Source organism: Yoonia sp. SWMV100 (assembly GCF_056108365.1).
In genome coordinates this window covers 34,891-53,899 of record NZ_JBWBAQ010000005.1, presented here as the reverse complement: position 1 = coordinate 53,899, position 19,009 = coordinate 34,891, and the positions used below count along the sequence as shown (strand labels likewise).

Annotated in this window: 19 protein-coding genes and 1 riboswitch; of the genes, 8 read left to right on the top strand and 11 right to left on the bottom strand. The window is 56.8% G+C overall.

Features of this window, described 5'->3' with window-relative positions; all coding sequences use genetic code 11:
• The 3 genes from ACXJGX_RS12305 (at position 1) to ACXJGX_RS12295 (ending at position 4,115) form a co-directional block, all read left to right on the top strand.
• On the top strand, positions 1 to 696 hold the full coding sequence (locus ACXJGX_RS12305) for a response regulator (RefSeq protein ID WP_474782074.1): 696 nt from the start codon (positions 1 to 3) through the stop codon (positions 694 to 696).
• Between the two features lie 144 nt (positions 697 to 840).
• Positions 841 to 1,887, top strand: a complete 1,047-nt coding sequence (locus tag ACXJGX_RS12300) for an FIST N-terminal domain-containing protein (protein WP_474782072.1) — start codon at positions 841 to 843, stop codon at positions 1,885 to 1,887.
• Positions 1,887 to 4,115: a hybrid sensor histidine kinase/response regulator gene (locus ACXJGX_RS12295; RefSeq protein ID WP_474782070.1), complete on the top strand. Its 2,229-nt coding sequence runs from the start codon at positions 1,887 to 1,889 to the stop codon at positions 4,113 to 4,115. Before ACXJGX_RS12300 ends, ACXJGX_RS12295 begins: the two co-directional genes overlap by 1 nt.
• A 151-nt stretch (positions 4,116 to 4,266) precedes the next feature.
• Here the strand turns inward: ACXJGX_RS12295 and ACXJGX_RS12290 are convergent, their stop codons facing one another.
• From ACXJGX_RS12290 to ACXJGX_RS12240, 11 genes are all read right to left on the bottom strand, one after another.
• The gene (locus ACXJGX_RS12290) at positions 4,267 to 5,034 is read right to left on the bottom strand and encodes an ABC transporter permease (RefSeq protein ID WP_474782068.1); all 768 of its coding nucleotides are present in this window, start codon (positions 5,032 to 5,034) and stop codon (positions 4,267 to 4,269) included.
• Entirely contained in the window at positions 5,031 to 5,756 is a 726-nt protein-coding gene (locus ACXJGX_RS12285; RefSeq protein WP_474782066.1) for an ABC transporter ATP-binding protein, read from the bottom strand. The genes ACXJGX_RS12290 and ACXJGX_RS12285 overlap by 4 nt, the downstream gene beginning before the upstream one ends.
• Complete coding sequence (tenA, locus tag ACXJGX_RS12280) at positions 5,753 to 6,439, bottom strand: thiaminase II (RefSeq protein WP_474782064.1); 687 nt, start codon at positions 6,437 to 6,439, stop codon at positions 5,753 to 5,755. Before tenA ends, ACXJGX_RS12285 begins: the two co-directional genes overlap by 4 nt.
• Positions 6,436 to 7,374 (bottom strand): ABC transporter substrate-binding protein, encoded by a 939-nt coding sequence (locus ACXJGX_RS12275; RefSeq protein WP_474782062.1) that lies wholly within the window; start codon positions 7,372 to 7,374, stop codon positions 6,436 to 6,438. The genes tenA and ACXJGX_RS12275 overlap by 4 nt, the downstream gene beginning before the upstream one ends.
• Before the next feature lie 14 nt (positions 7,375 to 7,388).
• Positions 7,389 to 8,183 carry a bifunctional hydroxymethylpyrimidine kinase/phosphomethylpyrimidine kinase gene (thiD, locus tag ACXJGX_RS12270; protein ID WP_474782060.1) on the bottom strand — a complete coding sequence of 265 codons (795 nt, stop codon included), beginning with the start codon at positions 8,181 to 8,183 and terminating at the stop codon, positions 7,389 to 7,391.
• Positions 8,180 to 8,812 carry a thiamine phosphate synthase gene (thiE, locus tag ACXJGX_RS12265; RefSeq protein WP_474782058.1) on the bottom strand — a complete coding sequence of 211 codons (633 nt, stop codon included), beginning with the start codon at positions 8,810 to 8,812 and terminating at the stop codon, positions 8,180 to 8,182. Before thiE ends, thiD begins: the two co-directional genes overlap by 4 nt.
• Positions 8,809 to 9,582 (bottom strand): hydroxyethylthiazole kinase, encoded by a 774-nt coding sequence (thiM, locus tag ACXJGX_RS12260; RefSeq protein ID WP_474782056.1) that lies wholly within the window; start codon positions 9,580 to 9,582, stop codon positions 8,809 to 8,811. The genes thiE and thiM overlap by 4 nt, the downstream gene beginning before the upstream one ends.
• 44 nt (positions 9,583 to 9,626) lie before the next feature.
• A riboswitch (TPP riboswitch) is annotated at positions 9,627 to 9,715 on the bottom strand.
• Between the two features lie 72 nt (positions 9,716 to 9,787).
• Entirely contained in the window at positions 9,788 to 10,840 is a 1,053-nt protein-coding gene (locus ACXJGX_RS12255; protein WP_474782054.1) for an NAD(P)-dependent alcohol dehydrogenase, read from the bottom strand.
• Positions 10,841 to 10,937: 97 nt separating this feature from the next.
• Positions 10,938 to 11,045, bottom strand: a complete 108-nt coding sequence (locus tag ACXJGX_RS12250; protein WP_474782052.1) for a DUF2474 family protein — start codon at positions 11,043 to 11,045, stop codon at positions 10,938 to 10,940.
• Positions 11,042 to 12,046, bottom strand: coding sequence for a cytochrome d ubiquinol oxidase subunit II (cydB, locus tag ACXJGX_RS12245; protein ID WP_474782050.1), 1,005 nt, complete (start codon positions 12,044 to 12,046; stop codon positions 11,042 to 11,044). Before cydB ends, ACXJGX_RS12250 begins: the two co-directional genes overlap by 4 nt.
• On the bottom strand, positions 12,043 to 13,449 hold the full coding sequence (locus ACXJGX_RS12240; protein WP_474782048.1) for a cytochrome ubiquinol oxidase subunit I: 1,407 nt from the start codon (positions 13,447 to 13,449) through the stop codon (positions 12,043 to 12,045). The genes cydB and ACXJGX_RS12240 overlap by 4 nt, the downstream gene beginning before the upstream one ends.
• Positions 13,450 to 13,640: 191 nt before the next feature.
• On the opposite strand from ACXJGX_RS12240, the gene ACXJGX_RS12235 reads away from it, so the two are divergent.
• The 5 genes from ACXJGX_RS12235 to ACXJGX_RS12215 all read left to right on the top strand — a co-directional run bounded on the left by ACXJGX_RS12235 (position 13,641) and on the right by ACXJGX_RS12215 (position 18,982).
• Positions 13,641 to 14,309, top strand: coding sequence for a Crp/Fnr family transcriptional regulator (locus ACXJGX_RS12235; RefSeq protein WP_474782046.1), 669 nt, complete (start codon positions 13,641 to 13,643; stop codon positions 14,307 to 14,309).
• Positions 14,310 to 14,396: 87 nt separating this feature from the next.
• A complete protein-coding gene (locus ACXJGX_RS12230; RefSeq protein WP_474782044.1) occupies positions 14,397 to 14,600 on the top strand; it encodes a YgaP family membrane protein in 204 nt (67 codons plus the stop codon).
• A gap of 31 nt (positions 14,601 to 14,631) precedes the next feature.
• Complete coding sequence (locus ACXJGX_RS12225) at positions 14,632 to 15,513, top strand: MBL fold metallo-hydrolase (RefSeq protein ID WP_474782042.1); 882 nt, start codon at positions 14,632 to 14,634, stop codon at positions 15,511 to 15,513.
• Between the two features lie 23 nt (positions 15,514 to 15,536).
• Positions 15,537 to 17,210 carry a bifunctional protein tyrosine phosphatase family protein/NAD(P)/FAD-dependent oxidoreductase gene (locus ACXJGX_RS12220; RefSeq protein ID WP_474782040.1) on the top strand — a complete coding sequence of 558 codons (1,674 nt, stop codon included), beginning with the start codon at positions 15,537 to 15,539 and terminating at the stop codon, positions 17,208 to 17,210.
• Positions 17,211 to 17,263: 53 nt separating this feature from the next.
• Positions 17,264 to 18,982 (top strand): SulP family inorganic anion transporter, encoded by a 1,719-nt coding sequence (locus ACXJGX_RS12215; RefSeq protein ID WP_474782038.1) that lies wholly within the window; start codon positions 17,264 to 17,266, stop codon positions 18,980 to 18,982.
• The last annotated feature ends 27 nt before the right edge of the window (positions 18,983 to 19,009 follow it).

The following is a 19,009-nucleotide window of genomic DNA, read 5'->3' as shown; positions in this document are numbered from 1 at the left end:
ATGATAGCATCAAATTTCAATTCACCCGTACACACACAGCCGCGCGGCTGGGCGTTGGTTATCGACGACCATCCGCTTTTTGCAGACGCGCTGGAACTGACTTTGCGGGCCATGAATGAATTCAGCGAAGTTATTACCGCAGATTCGGTAGAGGCCGGGTTGCGCATTCTGCGTGAAACGCGCAGTGCGCCATCGCTGATCCTGCTCGACCTGAATCTTCCCGATGTAAGCGGGCTGGACGGGCTCATCCGGATCAAGCGCTGCGTGGACAAATGCCCTGTGCTGATTGTGTCGTCCATGACAGAGGATGCGATCGTGAACGGCGCGATTGCGGCTGGGGCATCGGGCTTTGTGCCCAAACATTCCGGCCGCGCAGTGTTCAAGGAAGCCTTGGCCGAAGTTGCCCGCAGCCGGGTCTACAGACCTGCAGGGGTCATCGAATCCGCAGGTGGCAACCAACACAACGAAATTCTGTCGCGGCTGTCGTCGCTTACCTACCAGCAGGGCCGTATTCTGGAGCTGATCTGCGAGGGGAAGCTGAACAAACAGATCGCATATGATCTTTCCATAGCCGAAGGGACCGTTAAGGCCCATGTGACCGCCATCATGCGCAAGCTTGGTGTACAGCGGCGCACGCAGGCAGTTCTGGTCGCGCAGGAGGCGCGCACCTTTACGACCTTGCCAAGCTCAAATTGATCATCATATCCTTCAGTTCTGGGAGGAACATTTTCGATGATGACGGTAGCCGCGTCGCACCAAAGCCTGCTGTGCAGGGCTCAGGTGCGCCATACAACCATTTCGCCGGTTAAGACGCTGCAGCAGCAACTAGGCGATGTCCCCATGTCTCTGCTTGCGCTTTTCGTATCGCCTGAAAGCGATTTTGAAGCTGTCGTCGCCGAGGCGGAACTGCTTTATCCGGACACAGATGTGGTCGCCTGCACAACTGCGGGCGAAATCGGGCATGACGGCTATGACGAGGGCCTGTTGGTTGCGGTTGGCTTCCCCAAGGCCGATTTCGCATCAACCTCGCTGGCGATCGGCTCTCTCGACACGTTCGACACGAAGGCCGAAATGGATCGGATCGCACAGCAGCGCGTCGTGCTGGAAAAACGCAGTCCCAGCATGGAGTCAGGCTTTGCCTTTCTGATCATCGACGGGCTTTCCCTGCGCGAGGACACGCTGACTGCCACGATTTCCCCCGCGCTGCGCGACATGCCGCTTTTTGGCGCCTCTGCAGGTGACGGCACCAATTTTCGTAACACGTATGTCGCGCTGAATGGCCGAATTCTGCTGAACGGGGCGGTGCTGAACCTGATCCGCAGCCATCATACGACACAGGTGTTCAGTCTTGACCACCTTGTGCCAACCAGCACCAAAATGGTCGTAACCAGCGCTGACCCGGAACGGCGGATTGTGCGATCCATCAACGCCGAGCCTGCCGCACGGGAATATGCACGCATCGTCGGCAAAGACCCAGAGCAGCTTGACCGGTTCACCTTTGCGTCGCACCCGGTGGTGGTGCGCCTTGGTGACGATCACCACGTCCGTGCCATCCAGCAGGTCAACGACGAAGGCGAACTGGTGTTCTTTTCCGCCATCGACGAAGGCATGGTTTTAACGGTCGCCGAACCGCAGAATATGGCCGCCCATCTGCGCACCCAACTTGCCGCTCTGGCGGAAAAAACCCCGTTCAGCGATATAATCGGCTGCGACTGCATCCTGCGCCGGATCGAGGCGGAACAGACCCAGATGACCCGCGAAGTTTCAGACGTGCTGTCAGATTATCACGTCACAGGGTTTTCCACCTATGGCGAACAGATTGGGCCGCTGCATGTGAACCATACGATGACTGGCGTTGCGTTCTATCGAAAGGAGGAAGCACCCTGATGTCGATCATCGACCCAAACGATCCGCTTGACCGACAGAACGAAAAATTGCTTCAGATCGCTCATTCTCTTATGCGCCGGGTTGAACAGAAAAACGATCAATCCGGGCTTGCGTATCAGCAGTTCGAACGGGCAGCACTACTAGAAACAAAAGTCCGACAACGTACCAACGAACTTGAACAAACTTTGGCGCTGCTCAAAGAGTCAAACGCCCAGCTAGAGCGCGCCAACGTCGAAACAGAGGCCGCGCAATCAAACATGACCGAAGCGATCGAAACGATCAACGAAGGTTTTGCGCTGTTTGATGCCGACGACAAGCTCGCGCTGTTCAACAGCCGTTTTTGTCGCGACATTGCCGATATCACGGGCGATCTGACCGAAGGGATGCATTTCAACGACTACGTGGCGCTGGTGTCTCGCAGCAAGCATCTGGCGATCCCCGACGGTGAAACGCCCGAGGATTGGGCCGCCCAACGTCTTTCGCGTCACAGCACTGACCATGTGGTGTTCAACGTCCGCCTGCGATGGAACCGCTGGCTGCAAATCAGCGAACATCGGACAGCGCGCCGTGGCACCGTGATTTTGCAGACAGACGTCACCGAGATGATGCGCTCGGAACGCCAGCAACGAGATAGAATGCTCAACCAACAGGCCACGATTTTGCAAGCCACATTGGACCACCTTAATCAGGGCGTCTGCATTTTCGATAATAACAAGCGGCTGGTTGGCTGGAATAAAAAGATGGACGAGATCCTTGAGATGCCGGCGAAAAAAGACCCCCAAGGTCTTTCGTTCGCGGCCATCCTGCATGGACTTCGCAAGGAAGTCGCCTTTCATGGCGATTTTGACGAGCAAAAATTTGAAAACTGGACCAATCAACGCGCACGCCGCAAGCCGGTCATCTTTGAAATATTGCGCAACAAAGTGCAGATTCTGAATGTTTTCGCCCAAGAGATGCCTGACTGTGGATTTGTGATCAGCTTCAGCGACGTCACTGCGGAACGCGAGGCGGCACAGGCGCTATCGGACATGAACGAGCGCCTTGAACTGGGTGTTATCAAACGAACAGAAGAACTCGGCGAGGCATTGGCCGAGGCGGAAAGGGCCAATGCCTCTAAATCACGTTTCGTGGCAGCGGCAAGCCATGACCTGTTGCAGCCGCTTTCCGCGGCAAAGTTATTTATTTCGTCCATATCTGATCAGGTCGACGACGCTGACCTGCGAAAAGTCGTTGTTAAGGCTGAAACAGCCTTGTTGGGTGTTCAAAAGATCATCGAAGCCCTTCTTGATATTTCGAAACTAGATGCGGGCAAGGCGGTATTTGATGTGCAGCCGGTCGCTTTGTCCGCGATCTTGCGGCCCTTGCGCGACGAGCTGACGCCGATGGCGCTTGCAAAAGGTCTGGACCTGACCATCATCGACAGCAGCTTATATGTCGTGAGTGATCCCAGCTATCTGCGCCGTATTTTACAGAATCTTATCACCAACGCTATCAAGTATACGCCGAAGGGGCGCGTGATCGCTGGCGCACGCCGCAAGGGAACATCTGTACGCATCGAGGTCTGGGATACAGGCCCCGGGATTGCTGAACAGGACAGCCGAACCATCTTTCAGGAATTCGAGAGGCTCGACGGTCCGGCGAGCGATGATAGTCTCGGGCTTGGCCTTGCTATCGTTGAACGCGCGGCAAAGGGTTTAGGGCACGACCTGAACCTTTGGTCGGAAATCGGACGCGGCAGCTGTTTTTCGGTTACAGCCAAGACGTCGTCATTCACATCGTCGGCGTTTCAGGGTCTGCCGCAGTTAAAGGCCGTGCGGGCCGATAGCCTGAATGGCATGATCGTCATGGTCGTGGAAAATGACGTACAGATTGCCAATGCAATGAGTCTTTTGATCGAAAACCATGGTGCAGAGGTAATTTTGGCCCATAGCGCACAAGATGCAAAAGCATTGCTATCGGAAATCGACCTCGTGCCTGATGCTTTACTTCTGGACTACCAGCTTGAAACTGGCGTGAACGGGATCTCTCTTTTCGAAGATATCCGCGCAACATATGGTCCGATTTCTGCGGCTATGATTACGGCTGACAGAAGCAATGAGCTTCAGAAAAGATGCGCGGCATTATCGCTCACACTTGTTCCCAAGCCGATAAACAAAGCAAAGCTGCTGAGCCTCTTGGCCGGGATGAAATCAATTGAACGGCCACGTGTGGATGCACGAGAACAGTAAATAAGGGCGCCAATTGTGATCGCAATGCCATGCCGCCGGCGTTTCGCGGGGTGCGATGGAATGCCAATCAATATGCGTCTCGCGAACCCGTGTGCGAATTGCATGAAAGCGAACACGGTCCCGCGTGAAACACCCGAACCTTGTTTTTGGATCACCGCGTCTTAAACTTTTCCTGCGGCGGCACTTCGGTCTGACTTGCCAAATATTGCGACAGTTGTCCGATCGCCATATGCAAAAGCACCGTCATGATCGCCAGCGTGATCAGGCTTGCAAACATGAGATCCGTTTTCGCGCGCCCGTTGGCCAATAGCATCAGATAGCCCAGACCGCGCGACGCCCCGACCCACTCGCCAATAATTGCCCCAATCGGCGCATAGACCGCCGCCAATTTTAGCCCTGTCGCCAATGACGGCAGCGCATGAGGGATGCGAATGTGCCGCATAATTTCGCGTGGTCTTCCACCCATCGCGCGCGCCATGTCCATGATATCGGCAGGCACCCGCGTCAGCCCGTCGTAGAACGCGGATGTCACCGGAAAATAGATGATCAACACGGCCATCGCGACCTTTGACGCGATGCCATACCCCAACCACAGCGTCAAAATCGGCGCAAGAGCAAAGACAGGCACTGCTTGGGTCGCGACCAGAACCGGCATGACCAAACTATGCAGCCGCGCAGAGCGCGCCAACAGGATCGCAGTAACAACGCCCAAAACGCTGCCGACAATCAGGCCCATCACAACTTCGGTTGCCGTCACAACGGCATGGTGTCCAATCAACGCCCGGTTTGAAAAAGCAGCTTTTGCGACCTGCACTGGTGACGGTACTATGAAATGCGGGACAGCTGTGATCCAAACCACGCCCTGCCACAGGACCAGTGTCAGCAGGCAGGCAGCCAGCCCATACCCGAACCGCATCATGTCATGGCTCGCAAGTGTGCCAGCAAACCCGCCTGACACTGCGCGGTCTCAGGGGCATATTGATCACGCACGGGCGGCGTTTCGGGGACGCGCCAGAACTGTGCATGACCAGACGATAAAACGACGATCTGGTGACCCAGACGGACGGCCTCTGCGGGATCATGGGTGACCAGCAACACGGTTTTACCCCCCAGTTGTGCTGCCGCCAGTTCCTGCATGTCGGCACGCGTACTGGCATCAAGCGCGGAAAACGGTTCATCCAGCAAGGCAATCGGGCGATCCTCCATTAATGTCCGGGCAAGCGCCGCGCGTTGGCGCATCCCCCCCGACAGCGCACCAGGCTTTTTGCGCAGATGCTCTGCCAGCCCCACACGGGCCAGCAGGGCTTTGGCCCGTGGCAGGTCCGGCGCCTGCCCCCGCAGACGCGCACCGATGACGGTATTGTCCAGCACGCTGAGCCACGGTAGCAACAAATCAGATTGCGCCATATAGCTGACGCGACCCGCCAGACCGGCGCCATCATGCGCTGTAATCACCCCGTCGAACTGCCCCGCGCACGACAAACCCGCGATCAGCCGAAGCAGGGTTGATTTCCCGACGCCAGACCGCCCCAAGACGCAGGTCCATTTCCCGGCAGGTATGTGCAGATCAACAGGTCCGAACAAACGGACACCTTGGATATGATGGGCGCCCTGCACCGTGATGTCCGGAGCCTGCCTCACGCGCCGCGCAGCCCCATATCCCAGAACCCGACCTCAAGCCGCGTAGCGGTCGCAAAGCGCGCCTGTAGTTGCGGCCAACGCGCTGTTTGCGACGGATCAGGCCCCAGTCGGCGCATGACAGCGGCATCTATCATCTGCCCCACAGTTTCCATGACGCTTTGATAGTCTTCGTCGGCGTAGATATCGATCCAACTGCGATAGGGCGTATCAAGGCAGGCCGAGCCCGCCAATCGTTGACCAATTTCGCCATACCCGAAACAGCAGGGCGCAAGCGCCGCCATCAAATCAAGAAAATCACCCTGAATTCCGGCGTCCATCACATAGCGCGTATAGGCAAGATTTTCGAATTCCTCGGTCGCGGCGAAAAGGGTGGCCTCGGTGATACCCGCTGCGGCGCAGGTTTGTACGTGCAGCCCCATTTCGTGATTGACCAATGCGTCGACGGTGCGCGCACAGACCTTCATTTCATCCAGCGTTTCAGCTTTGACAACACCCAGCGACCACGCCCGTGCGAAATGCACCAAAAAGACGTAGTCTTGGACAAGGTAATGCAGAAATGATGCGGCAGGCAGCGTCCCGTCAGCTAAACCCTGCACAAAGACATGATGGGTATAGGCCTGCCAAGGGCCGCGACAACCCGCACGCCATAGCGCGAATGTTGTCCCGTAACGTGACGCGGTCATTGTGCCGTCACATCGATTGCAATGTCGCTGACCGGATTCATCGCAGGGATCAGGCCTGCATCATGCAAGAAAGATTCAAAGCTGGCATAGCGGCCAGCATCCATCGCGGTGGGACGCAGCGCAAACCGCGGCACTGTATCAACCCACGCCTGACTGTTCAGCGCGTCGTTTAGCTCTGGTGCGGTGCCTGCAAAGATTTCCCAGCTCTCGTCCGGATGATTGACGATGAACTGTGTGGCCTTTTCGGTGGCGGCCAGAAAACGCCGGATCATATCGCGGTCCATCGTGTCTTTATGCGCGACATAGATCAGTTCATCGTAAGGGGGTAATCCTTCTTCTTCGACGTAAAAGCAACGACCCGGCACGCCTTCGATCGACATCTGGTTCAGTTCGAAATTGCGAAACGCCCCAATCACGGCATCCACCTGCCCCGTCATCAATGCCGGCGACAGCGACCAGTTCACATTCACCAGTTCAACGTCGTCAAGCGAGAGATCATAGCTGCGCAACATGGTACCCAGCACGGCGTCATCCACCCCGCCCACCGAAAACCCAACCTTGCGGCCCTTCAGATCAGCAATTGTGGTGATCGGCCCGTCGTCCAAAACCAACAGACAATTCAGCGGCGTCGCAACCAATGTTCCAACACGTTGCAACGGCAATCCCTCGTGAATGTGCATGTGCAATTGCGGCTGATATGAAATCGCCAGATCTGCACGTCCTGCCGCCACCATCTTGGGTGGGTCAGACGGGTCTGAGGGGGCAATAATTTCGACAGCAAGGTTCTGTTCCGCGAAATACCCGTTTTCTTGCGCGACAATAATCGGTCCGTGGTCGGGGTTCACAAACCAGTCCAGCAACAGGGTCATTTGATCCTGCGCCCACATGGGTTGCGCAAAAAGTGACAGCAAGCTCGCAGCGATAATCGGTTTCATATTGGGGTCTACTTTCAAAGATTGAAAAAATGGTGGGTTGGTCCGTGACCGGTTCCAACTGATAAGGCGTCCGCATATGAAACGGCGCCCGAGACATAAGTTTTTGCGGCCGAAACTGCCTGTGTTAGACTCTGGTTTTTGGCCAACTGCGCCGCCAATGCCGACGACAACGTACAGCCCGTACCGTGGGTATTTGCGGTCTGTGTGCGGATGGCGTCGAACCACGTCACCCCTGCGGCTGTCACCAAACAATCGGGGCTGTCGCCCGCGTCCAGATGGCCACCCTTCATCAGGACCGCCTGCGCCCCTAACGCGCAGAGCGCCACGCCCTGCGCTGCCATCTGATCACGCGTGTTAGCGGGTGCAACGCCCAGCAGATGCGCGGCCTCGGGCAGATTGGGCGTCAACACGGTACACAGCGGCAACAACACATCCCGCAGCACCGCAATGGCGTCCGGGTCCAGCAAGGCAGCACCGCCCTTGGCAATCATCACGGGATCCAACACGATGGGAACGCCCGTCATGCCTTGCAATGCGCTGGCAACCGTGCGGGCGACCTGCGCATTGGCAATCATCCCCACTTTGACAGCATCCACGCGAATATCGGCTTTAATAGACTCTATCTGACGGCCAACAAAGTCCGGCGGGATCAGATGTATACCCGTAACGCCTTGGGTATTTTGCACCGTCAGCGCGGTGATCACGGCCATCGCATAGGCACCATTGGCGGAAATCGCTTTGATATCCGCCTGACTGCCAGCGCCGCCCGATGGGTCCGATCCTGCAATGCTAAGAACATTCGGGATCATAGCGTTGCCTCTTGGACGTTGAACGCGCGCGCCGCAGCCGCGGGGTCAGGCTGGCCGCAAATCCCCGACACAACGGCGATGCCATCCGCGCCCGCCGCACGCACATCATTGGCGTGGGCCGCCTTAAGACCGCCGATTGCGACCGTGGGCAAGGCCGCCACTGCCACCAGCTGTGCCAATCCGTCAAACCCCAAAGGCTGCGCATGGTCTGTTTTAGTCGCGGTCGCAAAGACCGGTCCAAGACCAAGGTAATCCACCAGACGGGGGTCGGCGGCCTGCACTGCCTTTGGTGTTTCACATGATAGCCCAAGGATTTTCACCGGCCCGAGCAGTGCACGCGCCTGGGCGGGTGACATATCGCCCTGCCCGATGTGCGCGCCGTCGACATCCGCTGCGATCGCCGCATCAATGTCGTCGTTGATCACAATTGGCACACCTGTTCCGACCAGCGCCTGCCGCAACGCGCGGGCCACGTCGATACGCTCTGCTGTGGTCGCGGTTTTGTCGCGCAATTGCACCATGGTGACACCGCCTGCAACAGCACGGCACACCGTCGGCACCACGCCGATCTGCGCGCACATCTGGCGATCTGTCACCAGATACAAACGCAAGCTTTGGCGCAGCATCATGCGTTCACCTGCGCCAGATCAGCCGGCATTGTCGCCGCAAGCGCATCCAGAAAATGCACGGTAAAACTCCCCGGTCCCGCAGCCGTTGCGCCGGCACGGGTGCCAGCCACCTTGAAATGGGCAAGGGTCGCACAAGCCGCATCAAATGCCGGGCCGACCGCAGCATAGGCCCCCATTAATGCGGTCTGCGCACAGCCTAATGCCGTGACCTGCGGCATCAGTGCAGAGCCGCCGGCGAAATGCGATTCCTGGGTACCGTCGGTGACAAAATCAATCGGACCTGTCACCGCGACAACGCACCCGAAATTCTGCGCCAGCGCCCGTGCGGCACCTTCGGCGGCGGCAACACTGTCACCTGTGTCAGCGCCTTTACCCGCGCCGGCCTCGCCGGCCAGCGCCAATATCTCGGATGCGTTCCCACGCACGATGGTGGGACGCAGCGCCAGTAAATCCTGCGCCGCATGCTTGCGATAATCCGATATAAAGTGGGCCACCGGGTCCAGAACCCACGGGATATTGCGGTCGCTGGCGATGTTGGCAGCCATCAGCATGCTCGACAACCACGACGTCGACAAGGTGCCGATGTTGATGGTCAACGCGCCACATATCGGTGTGAACGCTGGAATTTCTTCTGGCGCGTGAACCATGGCTGGTGACCCACCCGCCGCCAAAACCACGTTCGCCGCGATATTCATCGCGACATAGTTCGTCATGCAGTGAACAAGCGGTTTTTGGTCCCGCAAGGCTATCAGCACATCATCAAGGGGCATTTTGTCTCCTTTTTTCGGGCGAAAAAAGAGAGAGCGCACGCGCAAGCAGAAACATACGACCTCCCTCCGCCAGCATTATCTGGTTCAGGTTCAAAGGGTACATCTCAGCTTTTCAGCGCCCCTGGTGTCGCGGAGAGTACAGGGCTTTGGCGGGAAACGTCAAACGCATTGTGGCGCTGCCGCAAAGATCGCGGCAGTGGCGTATTTATTGCGGCAGTTCGATCTGCATTTTCACATCTGTCGCGGGTGCAGATGCGGCGATTTCAAATGCCTGCACGCTATCTTTGAACGCAAATGTGCGGGTGATAAGCGGTTTCACATCAATCGCGCCTGAACTGATCATGCCAACGCAGCGCGGAAACACATGCGCATAGCGAAAGATATTTTCGACGCGGGCTTCGCGCACCATTGCGGCACCTGCATCATATAAAATTGGTTCGGCCTGACCACCAATCATCACCACGCAGCCCCCTGGGGCAAGCGGTTCAAACACCTGCGCGGCGGCTTTGGGCGATCCTGTCGCCTCGAAAACTACATCGGCGCCCCAGCCATCGGTGGCGGCTTTCACGACGTCGGTCATGTTCTGCTTGGTCACGTCAACCGGTGTGATCGCCGGTGACAGGCTGGCGGCGATTTCCAACTTTTGCGGGGCCATGTCGCTGACAAACACTCGAGCGCACCCGGCCGCCAAGGCTGACAGCGCGGTGACCAGTCCAATCGGCCCCGCACCCATTACCACCGCCAGATCACCCGGTTTGATCCGGGCCTTGGTTGCGGCATGCACGCCAACCGCCAAAGGTTCGACCATCGCCGCCTCGGCAAAGGTGACGTTATCGGGCAGTTTAAATGTGAAATCCGCAGGGTGGACACAGGTCGGGCGCAAGATACCGTGATAGGGCGGCGTCGCCCAAAATCGCACGGCTGGGTCGATATTGTACATCCCCAGTCGGGCCGCCTTTGAGGTTGGGTCAGGAATGCCGGGTTCCATACAGACGCGGTCACCCACCGCCAAATGGTTGACGTCACAGCCCAATTCAGTCACCGTGCCCGACGCCTCGTGCCCCAGAACAATCGGGGCATTCACAACAAAAGGGCCGATACGTCCATGCGTGAAATAATGCACGTCTGACCCGCAAATCCCCACGGTGTGCAGTTTGATCCGCACATCCCGCGGCCCAAGCGTTTCTTCGGATTTTGCGATTTCTGGAAAATCGCGCAGCGACAGCACATGTTGGCGTTCAAGAACAAGCGATAGCATCCAGTTTCCTCCCACGGGTTCACAAACAAGCCAACACTGATCCGACTGCAAAGATCAAGCCAGCGCAGCGAACGCGCGTGGTTTTGTTCACAAAGTATCAGCCCATGATCGCCCAGCGGATCGCATATGCCACGACGCCCAGCGCCAGAACACTCAGGACCCAAATCCCGATAAACCAGCCGAATTTCTTAACCGCCTGCTTCAATGATAGCCCTCGGTCGGGTCCACCTTGCCGCGAAAGACCCAATACGCATAGGCGGTGTAGATCAAAATCAGCGGCACCAGCACAACAGTGCCGACCAACGCGAATTTTAGGCTGGCGTCAGGGGCCGCTGCTTCGACGATGGTCAGGGATGGCGGGACGATATTGGGGTAAAAGCTGATCCCGATCCCGATAAAGCACAACACAAACAGCGCCAGTGCCGATAAAAACGGCTGTAAATCCTTGCCTGCATTTAACCCACGAAACAGCGAAACCGCCGTCAGCAGGACCGCCGCAGGCATTGCCACGCTAAATGCGCTGCCCGGCAAATTAAACCACCGCTGGAAATACACCGCGTCCTGAAACGGCGTCAGAACACTGACCAGACCGATAAAACCCAAAGTGGCAATCGCCAGACCCCACGCATAACGTTGCATTTGCCGCTGCAGGGGACCATCGGTTTTCACGATGATCCACGTTGCGCCCAACAATGCATAGCCCACAACCACGGCCACACCAGTCAGCACCGAAAACGGCGTCAGCCAGTCCCACCAGCCGCCTGAATAGGCGCGACCTGACACCTCGATACCTTGGACCAATGCGCCCAGCGCGATCCCCTGCATAAATGCCGCCACAATGGACCCGCCAAAAAACCCGAGGTCCCAAACGGGCTTCCAGGTCTCGGTGCGCCAGCGATATTCAAACGCCACGCCACGAAAAATCAGCGCCAGCAGCATGAGGATGATCGGCAAATAAAGCGCGGGCATGATAACCGCATAGGCCAGCGGGAACACCGCGAACAGGCCACCGCCGCCCAGTACCAGCCATGTCTCGTTGCCATCCCAAATCGGCGCGATCGAGTTCATCATTGTCGATTTGTCCTGCTCGCTTTTGGCGGTCGGGAATAAAATCCCGATGCCCAAGTCAAAGCCATCCAAAATGACATAGGTCAGCACCGCAAAGGCGATGATCCCCGCCCAGATAAACGACAGTTCAAACATCATGCCTCTCCCTTGTCGCTTTGGATTTCTTGGATCGGGGTGATCCCCGCTGTCCGAATAGGCCCATCACGCAGACCCAGTTTGATCGTGCCCGCGGGTTTGTTCATCATCGCCAGCAGGTAAACGGTGCCTGCGCCAAAGATAAAGAAATACACCACGATAAAGGCCAGCAGCGATGCCGCCACAGCCGGGGCGGCGACAGGCGCAAGACTATCAGAGGTGCGCAGCAACCCGTAAACGGTGAACGGCTGCCGCCCGACTTCGGTGGTGATCCAGCCCGCAAGCACCGCAACAAACCCCATCGGGCCCATCACAATGGCCGCACGGTGCAACAGCCGGTCGGCATATAGCTTGCCACGCGACCTGCGCCACAGGCTCCATGCGCCCAGACCCAGCATCGCAAAGCCAAGGCCAACCATGATCCGGAAGCTCCAGAAAACAATTGCGACAGGCGGTTCATCTTCGTCCGGGATCGTATCCAACCCGGCCAGCGGTGCATCCCAGCTATGCTTGAGGATCAGGCTCGATAGCTTGGGGATTTCAATCGCATAGTCGATCCGCTTTTCATCCGGGTTCGGTATCCCGAACAAGATCAGCGGGGCCCCATCCGGGTGACTGTCGTAATGGCCTTCCATCGCCATGACCTTGGCGGGCTGATGCTCCAATGTGTTCAGCCCGTGCGCGTCACCGACAAATATCTGCAAGGGTGCGACGATAACCAGCATCCACATTGCCATTGAAAACATCCGCCGGGCCGGAGCATTTTCGTGATTCCGCAACAAATGCAACCCGCCAACACCGCCGACGACCAATGCCGTGGTCAGATAGGCGGCCAGCACCATATGGGTCAGCCGGTACGGAAACGACGGGTTAAACACGATTTGCCACCAGTCTTCTGGTACAAACTGACCCAATTCATTGATGCTATATCCGGCAGGGGTCTGCATCCACGAATTCACCGACAAAATCCAAGTCGCCGACATCAACGTGCCAAACGCCACCATTGCCGTCGCAAACATATGCAGCCTGTCACCGACACGCGCACGACCAAACAGCATGATCCCCAGAAAACCTGCTTCGAGGAAAAACGCCGACAGCACTTCGTACGCCATCAACGGGCCCAGCACCGGCCCGGTTTTATCTGCAAATACTGACCAATTGGTGCCAAACTGGTAGGACATGACAATGCCCGACACGACCCCCATGCCAAACGCAACGGCGAATATCTTTTTCCAGTAGTTAAACAGGGTCAGGTATGTGTCATCGCGCGTCTTCAGCCACAGCGCGTTAAGTACCGCCAGATAACTGGCCAACCCGATCGAAAAGGCCGGGAAAATAATATGAAACGAGACCGTGAATGCAAATTGCACCCGCGCCAGCGTTTCCGCTGTCAGGTTGTCGAACATTGATTTCTCCGCATGTTTCGTGACTTTGCGCGCATTTTAGATATCGTAGTCATCACATCAGACCTACACATTTCTATTTTAGCATATGTTAAATTACATAGACTTTTGATAGACAGCGACAACGCAGATCCGCACGACGATCCCGTGGCATGGGGCCGCACTGCGGCAATAGGTAACGGAACATATTCATCATGACGCAAGCATCCTGGCTTTCACGCTTTCCCGGACTGACCCGACTCGAACCGGCGGCACAAAGCCTTTTGAGCGCAAGAAGCACGGTTATTTCCGCCCCCGCGGGCACGACAATTTTCGGACCGGGCAATTCGCCTGAAAACATGCTGTTCCTGCTGGATGGCACCGTGCGCGTGCAACAAGTGTCTGAAACCGGGCATGAAATCGTGCTATACCGGATCCACGCGGGCGAAAGCTGTGTGTTGACCACGGCTTGCCTGCTTGCCTTTGAAGATTATTCAGCCGAAGGCATTTGCGAGACCGATATTCAGGCGGCCGCGATCCCGCGCGCGGTCTTTGACGATCTGGTCAGCCAATCCAAATCCTTCCGCGACTTTGTGTTCGCCGCATTTTCGAAACGGATCACTGATCTGTTCCTGATGATCGACGAAGTTGCCTTTCAGAAAATGGATGTGCGGCTGGCCGACAAGCTGATCACATTGTCCGAAGGGAGCGACACCGTCGCAACCACCCACCAAAAGCTGTCGGTCGAATTGGGAACCGCCCGCGAGGTCATATCGCGGCAGTTGCAGGAATTTCAACGCCGTGGCTGGGTCGAACAAAGCCGGGGATGCATACAATTGATCCATCGCAATGCTTTAGAAAACCTTGCCGGCCATAATCGATAAATCGCCCCTGAGCAGCTTAGTGACAATGTCACCGACTCAGCTGCGGTTAGGGGATAGTTCTATCTCAACTTAACAAGGAGTCGCGACATGACATTGAACGTTGGAACGGTAGACCGCCTGATCCGCCTGATCTTGGGCGCCGTCCTTATTGCCGCGCCGTTTGTGGCCGGATTTGCCAGTACCACAGCAACCGTGATCGCGGTTGTCGTCGGGCTGGTGTTGATTGGCACCGCCGCGATGCGGTTTTGCCCGCTCTATCGCTTGCTCGGCATGAGCACCTGTAAAATCTGACCCTAAGTCTAAGTAAGTAAGGAAGAACCCCATGACATACCCCGTAGATATGACCGTCACGCCAGACGTTTCCGCCCACTTTGATGCAGCGACAAACACGATCAGCTACATCGTCAAAGACCCGACCAGTAACCACTGCGCCATCATCGATAGCGTGATGGACATCGACTATGCGGCTGGTCGGATCACCTATGACCACGCCGATGCGTTGATCAAAGAAGTTCAAGACCGTGGCCTGACGCTTGACTGGATCATCGAAACCCACGTTCACGCCGACCACCTGTCCGCCGCACCCTACATCCAGCAGAAACTGGGTGGCAAAATTGGTGTTGGCGACAAGATTTTGGTGGTGCAGGAAACCTTTGGCAAAGTCTTTAACGAAGGCACTGAATTCCAGCGCGACGGATCTCAGTTCGATGCCCTGTTCAAAGATGGCGACACGTATAAAATCGGTAACATGGATGTTTTTGCCATGTACACGCCGGGCCACACCCCCGCGTGCATGGTGCATGTCGTTGGTAATGCCGCTTTCGTTGGCGACACATTGTTCATGCCTGACGGTGGGTCTGCCCGCGCCGATTTTCCGGGTGGTGACGCCGCCACGCTGTATGACAGCATTCAAAAGGTGCTGACATTGCCAGACGATATGCGCCTTTTCATGTGCCACGACTACGGCCCAAACGGGCGTGACATTCAGTGGGAAACCACGGTTGGCGAAGAAAAAGCCCACAACATCCACGTTGGCGCAGGCAAAACACGCGAGGATTTCATCAAATTCCGCACAGAACGCGATGCAACCCTCGATATGCCCAAACTGATCATCCCTTCGCTGCAAGTGAACATGCGCGCGGGCACAGTCCCGACTGACAAAGACGGCAATCCGATGCTCAAAGTGCCCGTAAACGGACTTTAAGCTGAATTCTGGGAGTAAAGACTTTGGAACTAAGAACCCTCACTGCAGGGCTGTCCGTCAGTCCGCAAATTGCATCATCTGAAATGCAGGCGATCAAAGACGCCGGATTTCGGGCGATCATCTGCAACCGCCCTGACGGTGAGGGCGCGGATCAACCCAGCTTTGCGGAAATCGAAAAAGCCGCCGAAAAGCTGGGGATCACCGCACATTATCAGCCCATCGTTGCCGGCAAGGTCAGCGACGAAGACGCAACCGCGTTTGACAAAGCACTAACAGAACTGCCCGGTCCGGTGCTGGCCTATTGCCGCACCGGCACGCGGTCCGCGACGCTGTGGTCGCTGTCGCAGGCAAAAACGCGCAGCGTCGCCGATATTTTGGCGGCGACCAAGGCCGCAGGATATGACATGGGCGGCGTTGTTCGGCGCATCGTTAACGGCGGCAAAACCCCGACAGATACCGGCGACGCCAGTTTCGAGGTGGTGATTGTCGGCGCCGGCGCTGCCGGAATTTCCGTCGCGGCCAGCCTGCTGGCGCGCAAATCCGATCTGCAAATCGCCATCATCGACCCCGCCGATATCCACTATTACCAACCCGGCTGGACCATGGTTGGAGGCGGCATTTTCGACGCCCAAGACACCGCCCGCACTATGGGGTCGCTGATCCCCCGCGGCGTGCATTGGATCAAATCCGCCGTCGCCGCGTTTGAACCCGGCAATAACGCTGTCATCCTGGACGGGTGTCGGGTGGTAAAATACAAACGTCTGGTGGTCTGCCCCGGCATCAAGCTCGACTGGAACAAGATCGAAGGTCTGGTCGACACGCTGGGCCAGAACGGCGTTACATCAAACTACCGCTATGATTTGGCCCCCTACACATGGGAATTGGTCAACAGCATGCAGTCAGGGCGCGCGATTTTCACCCAGCCACCGATGCCAATCAAATGCGCAGGCGCACCGCAAAAAGCGATGTACCTGTCCGGCGACGCATGGTTCCGGCGCGGCGTTCTGAAAAACATCGACATTCACTTTAATAACGCGGGCGGTGTGCTGTTTGGTATCAAAGATTACGTGCCTGCGCTGATGGACTACGTCGAAAAATACGACGCCAACCTGAATTTCTTTCACAACCTCGTCGCCGTCGATGGTCCCGCGAAAAAAGCGTGGTTCGATGTGTCCAAACCCGACACCCCGGTAGAACGGGTCGCGATGGACTTTGACATGATGCATGTTGTGCCGCCGCAGACGGCACCTGATTTCATCCGCGTGTCGCCATTGGCGGATGCCGCAGGTTGGGTCGATGTCGATCAGGCAACGTTGCGCCATAAAACCTATGACAACATCTGGTCATTGGGCGACGTGATGAACGCACCCAATGCCAAGACCGCTGCTGCTGCGCGAATTCAGGCCCCCGTGGTTGCCGAAAACATGGTCGCCGATATGCGCGGCGGTGCGCCCGTTGCGCAGTATAACGGGTACGGGTCATGCCCACTGACCGTTGAACGCGGCAAAATCGTACTGGCTGAGTTTGGCTATGGCGGCACCTTGCTGCCCAGTTTCCCCAAATTCCTGATCGACGGCACCAAAGCGACGCGCGCCGCGTGGTTGTTAAAGGAAAAAATACTGCCGCCGATCTACTGGAAAGGCATGCTGCGCGGTCATGAATGGATGGCCAAACCTGAAAAAATCTCAGCCAACTAATGTAAACGCCACCTTTGCGACCTGCAAAGGTGGCCCGTAATTGTATGAATAAAATGACACAATCATTGGCCCGCTACCTGCCCATCCTGACATGGGGCAAGACATATAACCGCACGACACTGTCCAACGATCTGGTCGCGGCACTGATTGTGACGATCATGCTGATCCCGCAATCGCTAGCCTACGCCTTGCTTGCGGGCCTCCCACCAGAGGCCGGTCTTTACGCCTCGATTGCGCCCATCATCTTGTATGCGATCTTTGGCACCAGTCGCGCCTTGGCGGTCGGCCCTGTGGCGGTTGTTTCGCTGATGACTGCCGCCGCGCTTAGCAATATCGTGGAACAAGGCACGATGGGCTATGCAATGGCCGCGCTGTCATTGGCGGCGCTATCGGGTCTTATTTTGCTGGCGATGGGTCTGTTTCGACTTGGCTTTATCGCGAACTTCCTGTCGCACCCGGTCATCGCGGGCTTTATCACCGCGTCCGGGATCATCATCGCAGCAAGTCAGCTAAAGCATATTTTGGGCATCAAGGCTGAAGGCCATAACCTGCTGGATGTTCTCGTCTCGCTCGCCGAAAACCTGCCTGAAACGAACATTATCACAGCAATCATCGGCATCCTGGCGACCGCGTTCCTGTTCTGGGTCCGCAAAGGGCTGAAACCTTTGTTGCAAAAAATGGGACTTAGCGCCGGATTGACCAGCGTCGCCGTCAAAGCCGGGCCTGTTGCGGTTGTTGTGGTCACCACCTTGGCGGTTTGGCTGTTCAACTTGGCGGACAAAGGCGTAAAGATCGTCGGCACCGTCCCACAAAGCCTGCCGCCGCTGACGATGCCAGACTTTTCACCCACGTTACTGGGACAACTATTGCTGCCGGCCTTCCTGATCTCGATCATCGGCTTCGTAGAATCGATTTCCGTCGCGCAAACTCTTGCCGCCAAGAAACGCCAGCGGATCGACCCTGACCAGGAATTGATCGGGCTTGGGGCCGCCAACATCGGCGCGGCGTTTACCGGTGGTTTCCCGGTCACTGGTGGTTTTTCCCGCTCTGTCGTCAATTTCGACGCTGGTGCTGACACGCCAGCAGCAGGCGCGTTCACCGCGATCGGTCTGGCAATTGCTGCCCTTGCCCTCACTCCGCTGATCTATTTCCTGCCAAATGCAACACTGGCTGCGACCATTATCGTTGCCGTGCTCAGCCTTGTGGATTTTAGCATCCTGAAACGCGCATGGGGTTACTCCAAGGCCGATTTTGCCGCAGTGCTTGCAACAATCGTGCTGACCCTCGCCATGGGCGTCGAAGTCGGGGTATCCGCAGGGGTCGGCCTGTCGATCCTGTTGCACCTTTACAAAACCTCGCGCCCCCACATTGCCGAAGTCGGCCAAATGCCCGGAACCGAGCATTTCCGGAACATCAAACGCCACGATGTTCTGACCGACCCGACAATCGTTACGCTAAGGGTGGATGAAAGCCTTTATTTTGCCAACGCGCGCTTCCTCGAAGACAAAATCCAAAACCGGGTTGCCGGGGATAAACAGGTGCGCCATGTGATTCTTCAGTGTTCTGCGATCAATGAAATCGACCTTAGCGCGCTCGAATCACTTGAAATGATCAATACCCGCCTCCACGAGATGGGGGTCACACTGCACCTCTCCGAGGTCAAAGGACCCGTGATGGATCGCCTCAAGGAACAACATTTCCTGCAGGAACTCACGGGCAAGGTGTACCTGTCGCAGTTTGATGCGGTGAAGGGTATCTTGTCAGCGTCATGACTGACGGGCGCGCCTTTGAATGTCCGT

Excerpts from the sequence above, each read along its gene's own strand:
- ACXJGX_RS12305 (WP_474782074.1), top strand. The coding sequence starts at position 1 with ATGATAGCATCAAATTTCAATTCACCCGTACACACACAGCCGCGCGGC.
- ACXJGX_RS12300 (WP_474782072.1), top strand. The coding sequence starts at position 841 with ATGTCTCTGCTTGCGCTTTTCGTATCGCCTGAAAGCGATTTTGAAGCT.
- ACXJGX_RS12295 (WP_474782070.1), top strand. The coding sequence starts at position 1,887 with ATGTCGATCATCGACCCAAACGATCCGCTTGACCGACAGAACGAAAAA.
- ACXJGX_RS12290 (WP_474782068.1), bottom strand. The coding sequence starts at position 5,034 with ATGATGCGGTTCGGGTATGGGCTGGCTGCCTGCCTGCTGACACTGGTC.
- tenA (WP_474782064.1), bottom strand. The coding sequence starts at position 6,439 with ATGACCGCGTCACGTTACGGGACAACATTCGCGCTATGGCGTGCGGGT.
- ACXJGX_RS12275 (WP_474782062.1), bottom strand. The coding sequence starts at position 7,374 with ATGAAACCGATTATCGCTGCGAGCTTGCTGTCACTTTTTGCGCAACCC.
- thiD (WP_474782060.1), bottom strand. The coding sequence starts at position 8,183 with ATGATCCCGAATGTTCTTAGCATTGCAGGATCGGACCCATCGGGCGGC.
- thiE (WP_474782058.1), bottom strand. The coding sequence starts at position 8,812 with ATGATGCTGCGCCAAAGCTTGCGTTTGTATCTGGTGACAGATCGCCAG.
- thiM (WP_474782056.1), bottom strand. The coding sequence starts at position 9,582 with ATGCCCCTTGATGATGTGCTGATAGCCTTGCGGGACCAAAAACCGCTT.
- ACXJGX_RS12255 (WP_474782054.1), bottom strand. The coding sequence starts at position 10,840 with ATGCTATCGCTTGTTCTTGAACGCCAACATGTGCTGTCGCTGCGCGAT.
- cydB (WP_474782050.1), bottom strand. The coding sequence starts at position 12,046 with ATGATGTTTGAACTGTCGTTTATCTGGGCGGGGATCATCGCCTTTGCG.
- ACXJGX_RS12240 (WP_474782048.1), bottom strand. The coding sequence starts at position 13,449 with ATGTTCGACAACCTGACAGCGGAAACGCTGGCGCGGGTGCAATTTGCA.
- ACXJGX_RS12235 (WP_474782046.1), top strand. The coding sequence starts at position 13,641 with ATGACGCAAGCATCCTGGCTTTCACGCTTTCCCGGACTGACCCGACTC.
- ACXJGX_RS12230 (WP_474782044.1), top strand. The coding sequence starts at position 14,397 with ATGACATTGAACGTTGGAACGGTAGACCGCCTGATCCGCCTGATCTTG.
- ACXJGX_RS12225 (WP_474782042.1), top strand. The coding sequence starts at position 14,632 with ATGACATACCCCGTAGATATGACCGTCACGCCAGACGTTTCCGCCCAC.
- ACXJGX_RS12215 (WP_474782038.1), top strand. The coding sequence starts at position 17,264 with ATGACACAATCATTGGCCCGCTACCTGCCCATCCTGACATGGGGCAAG.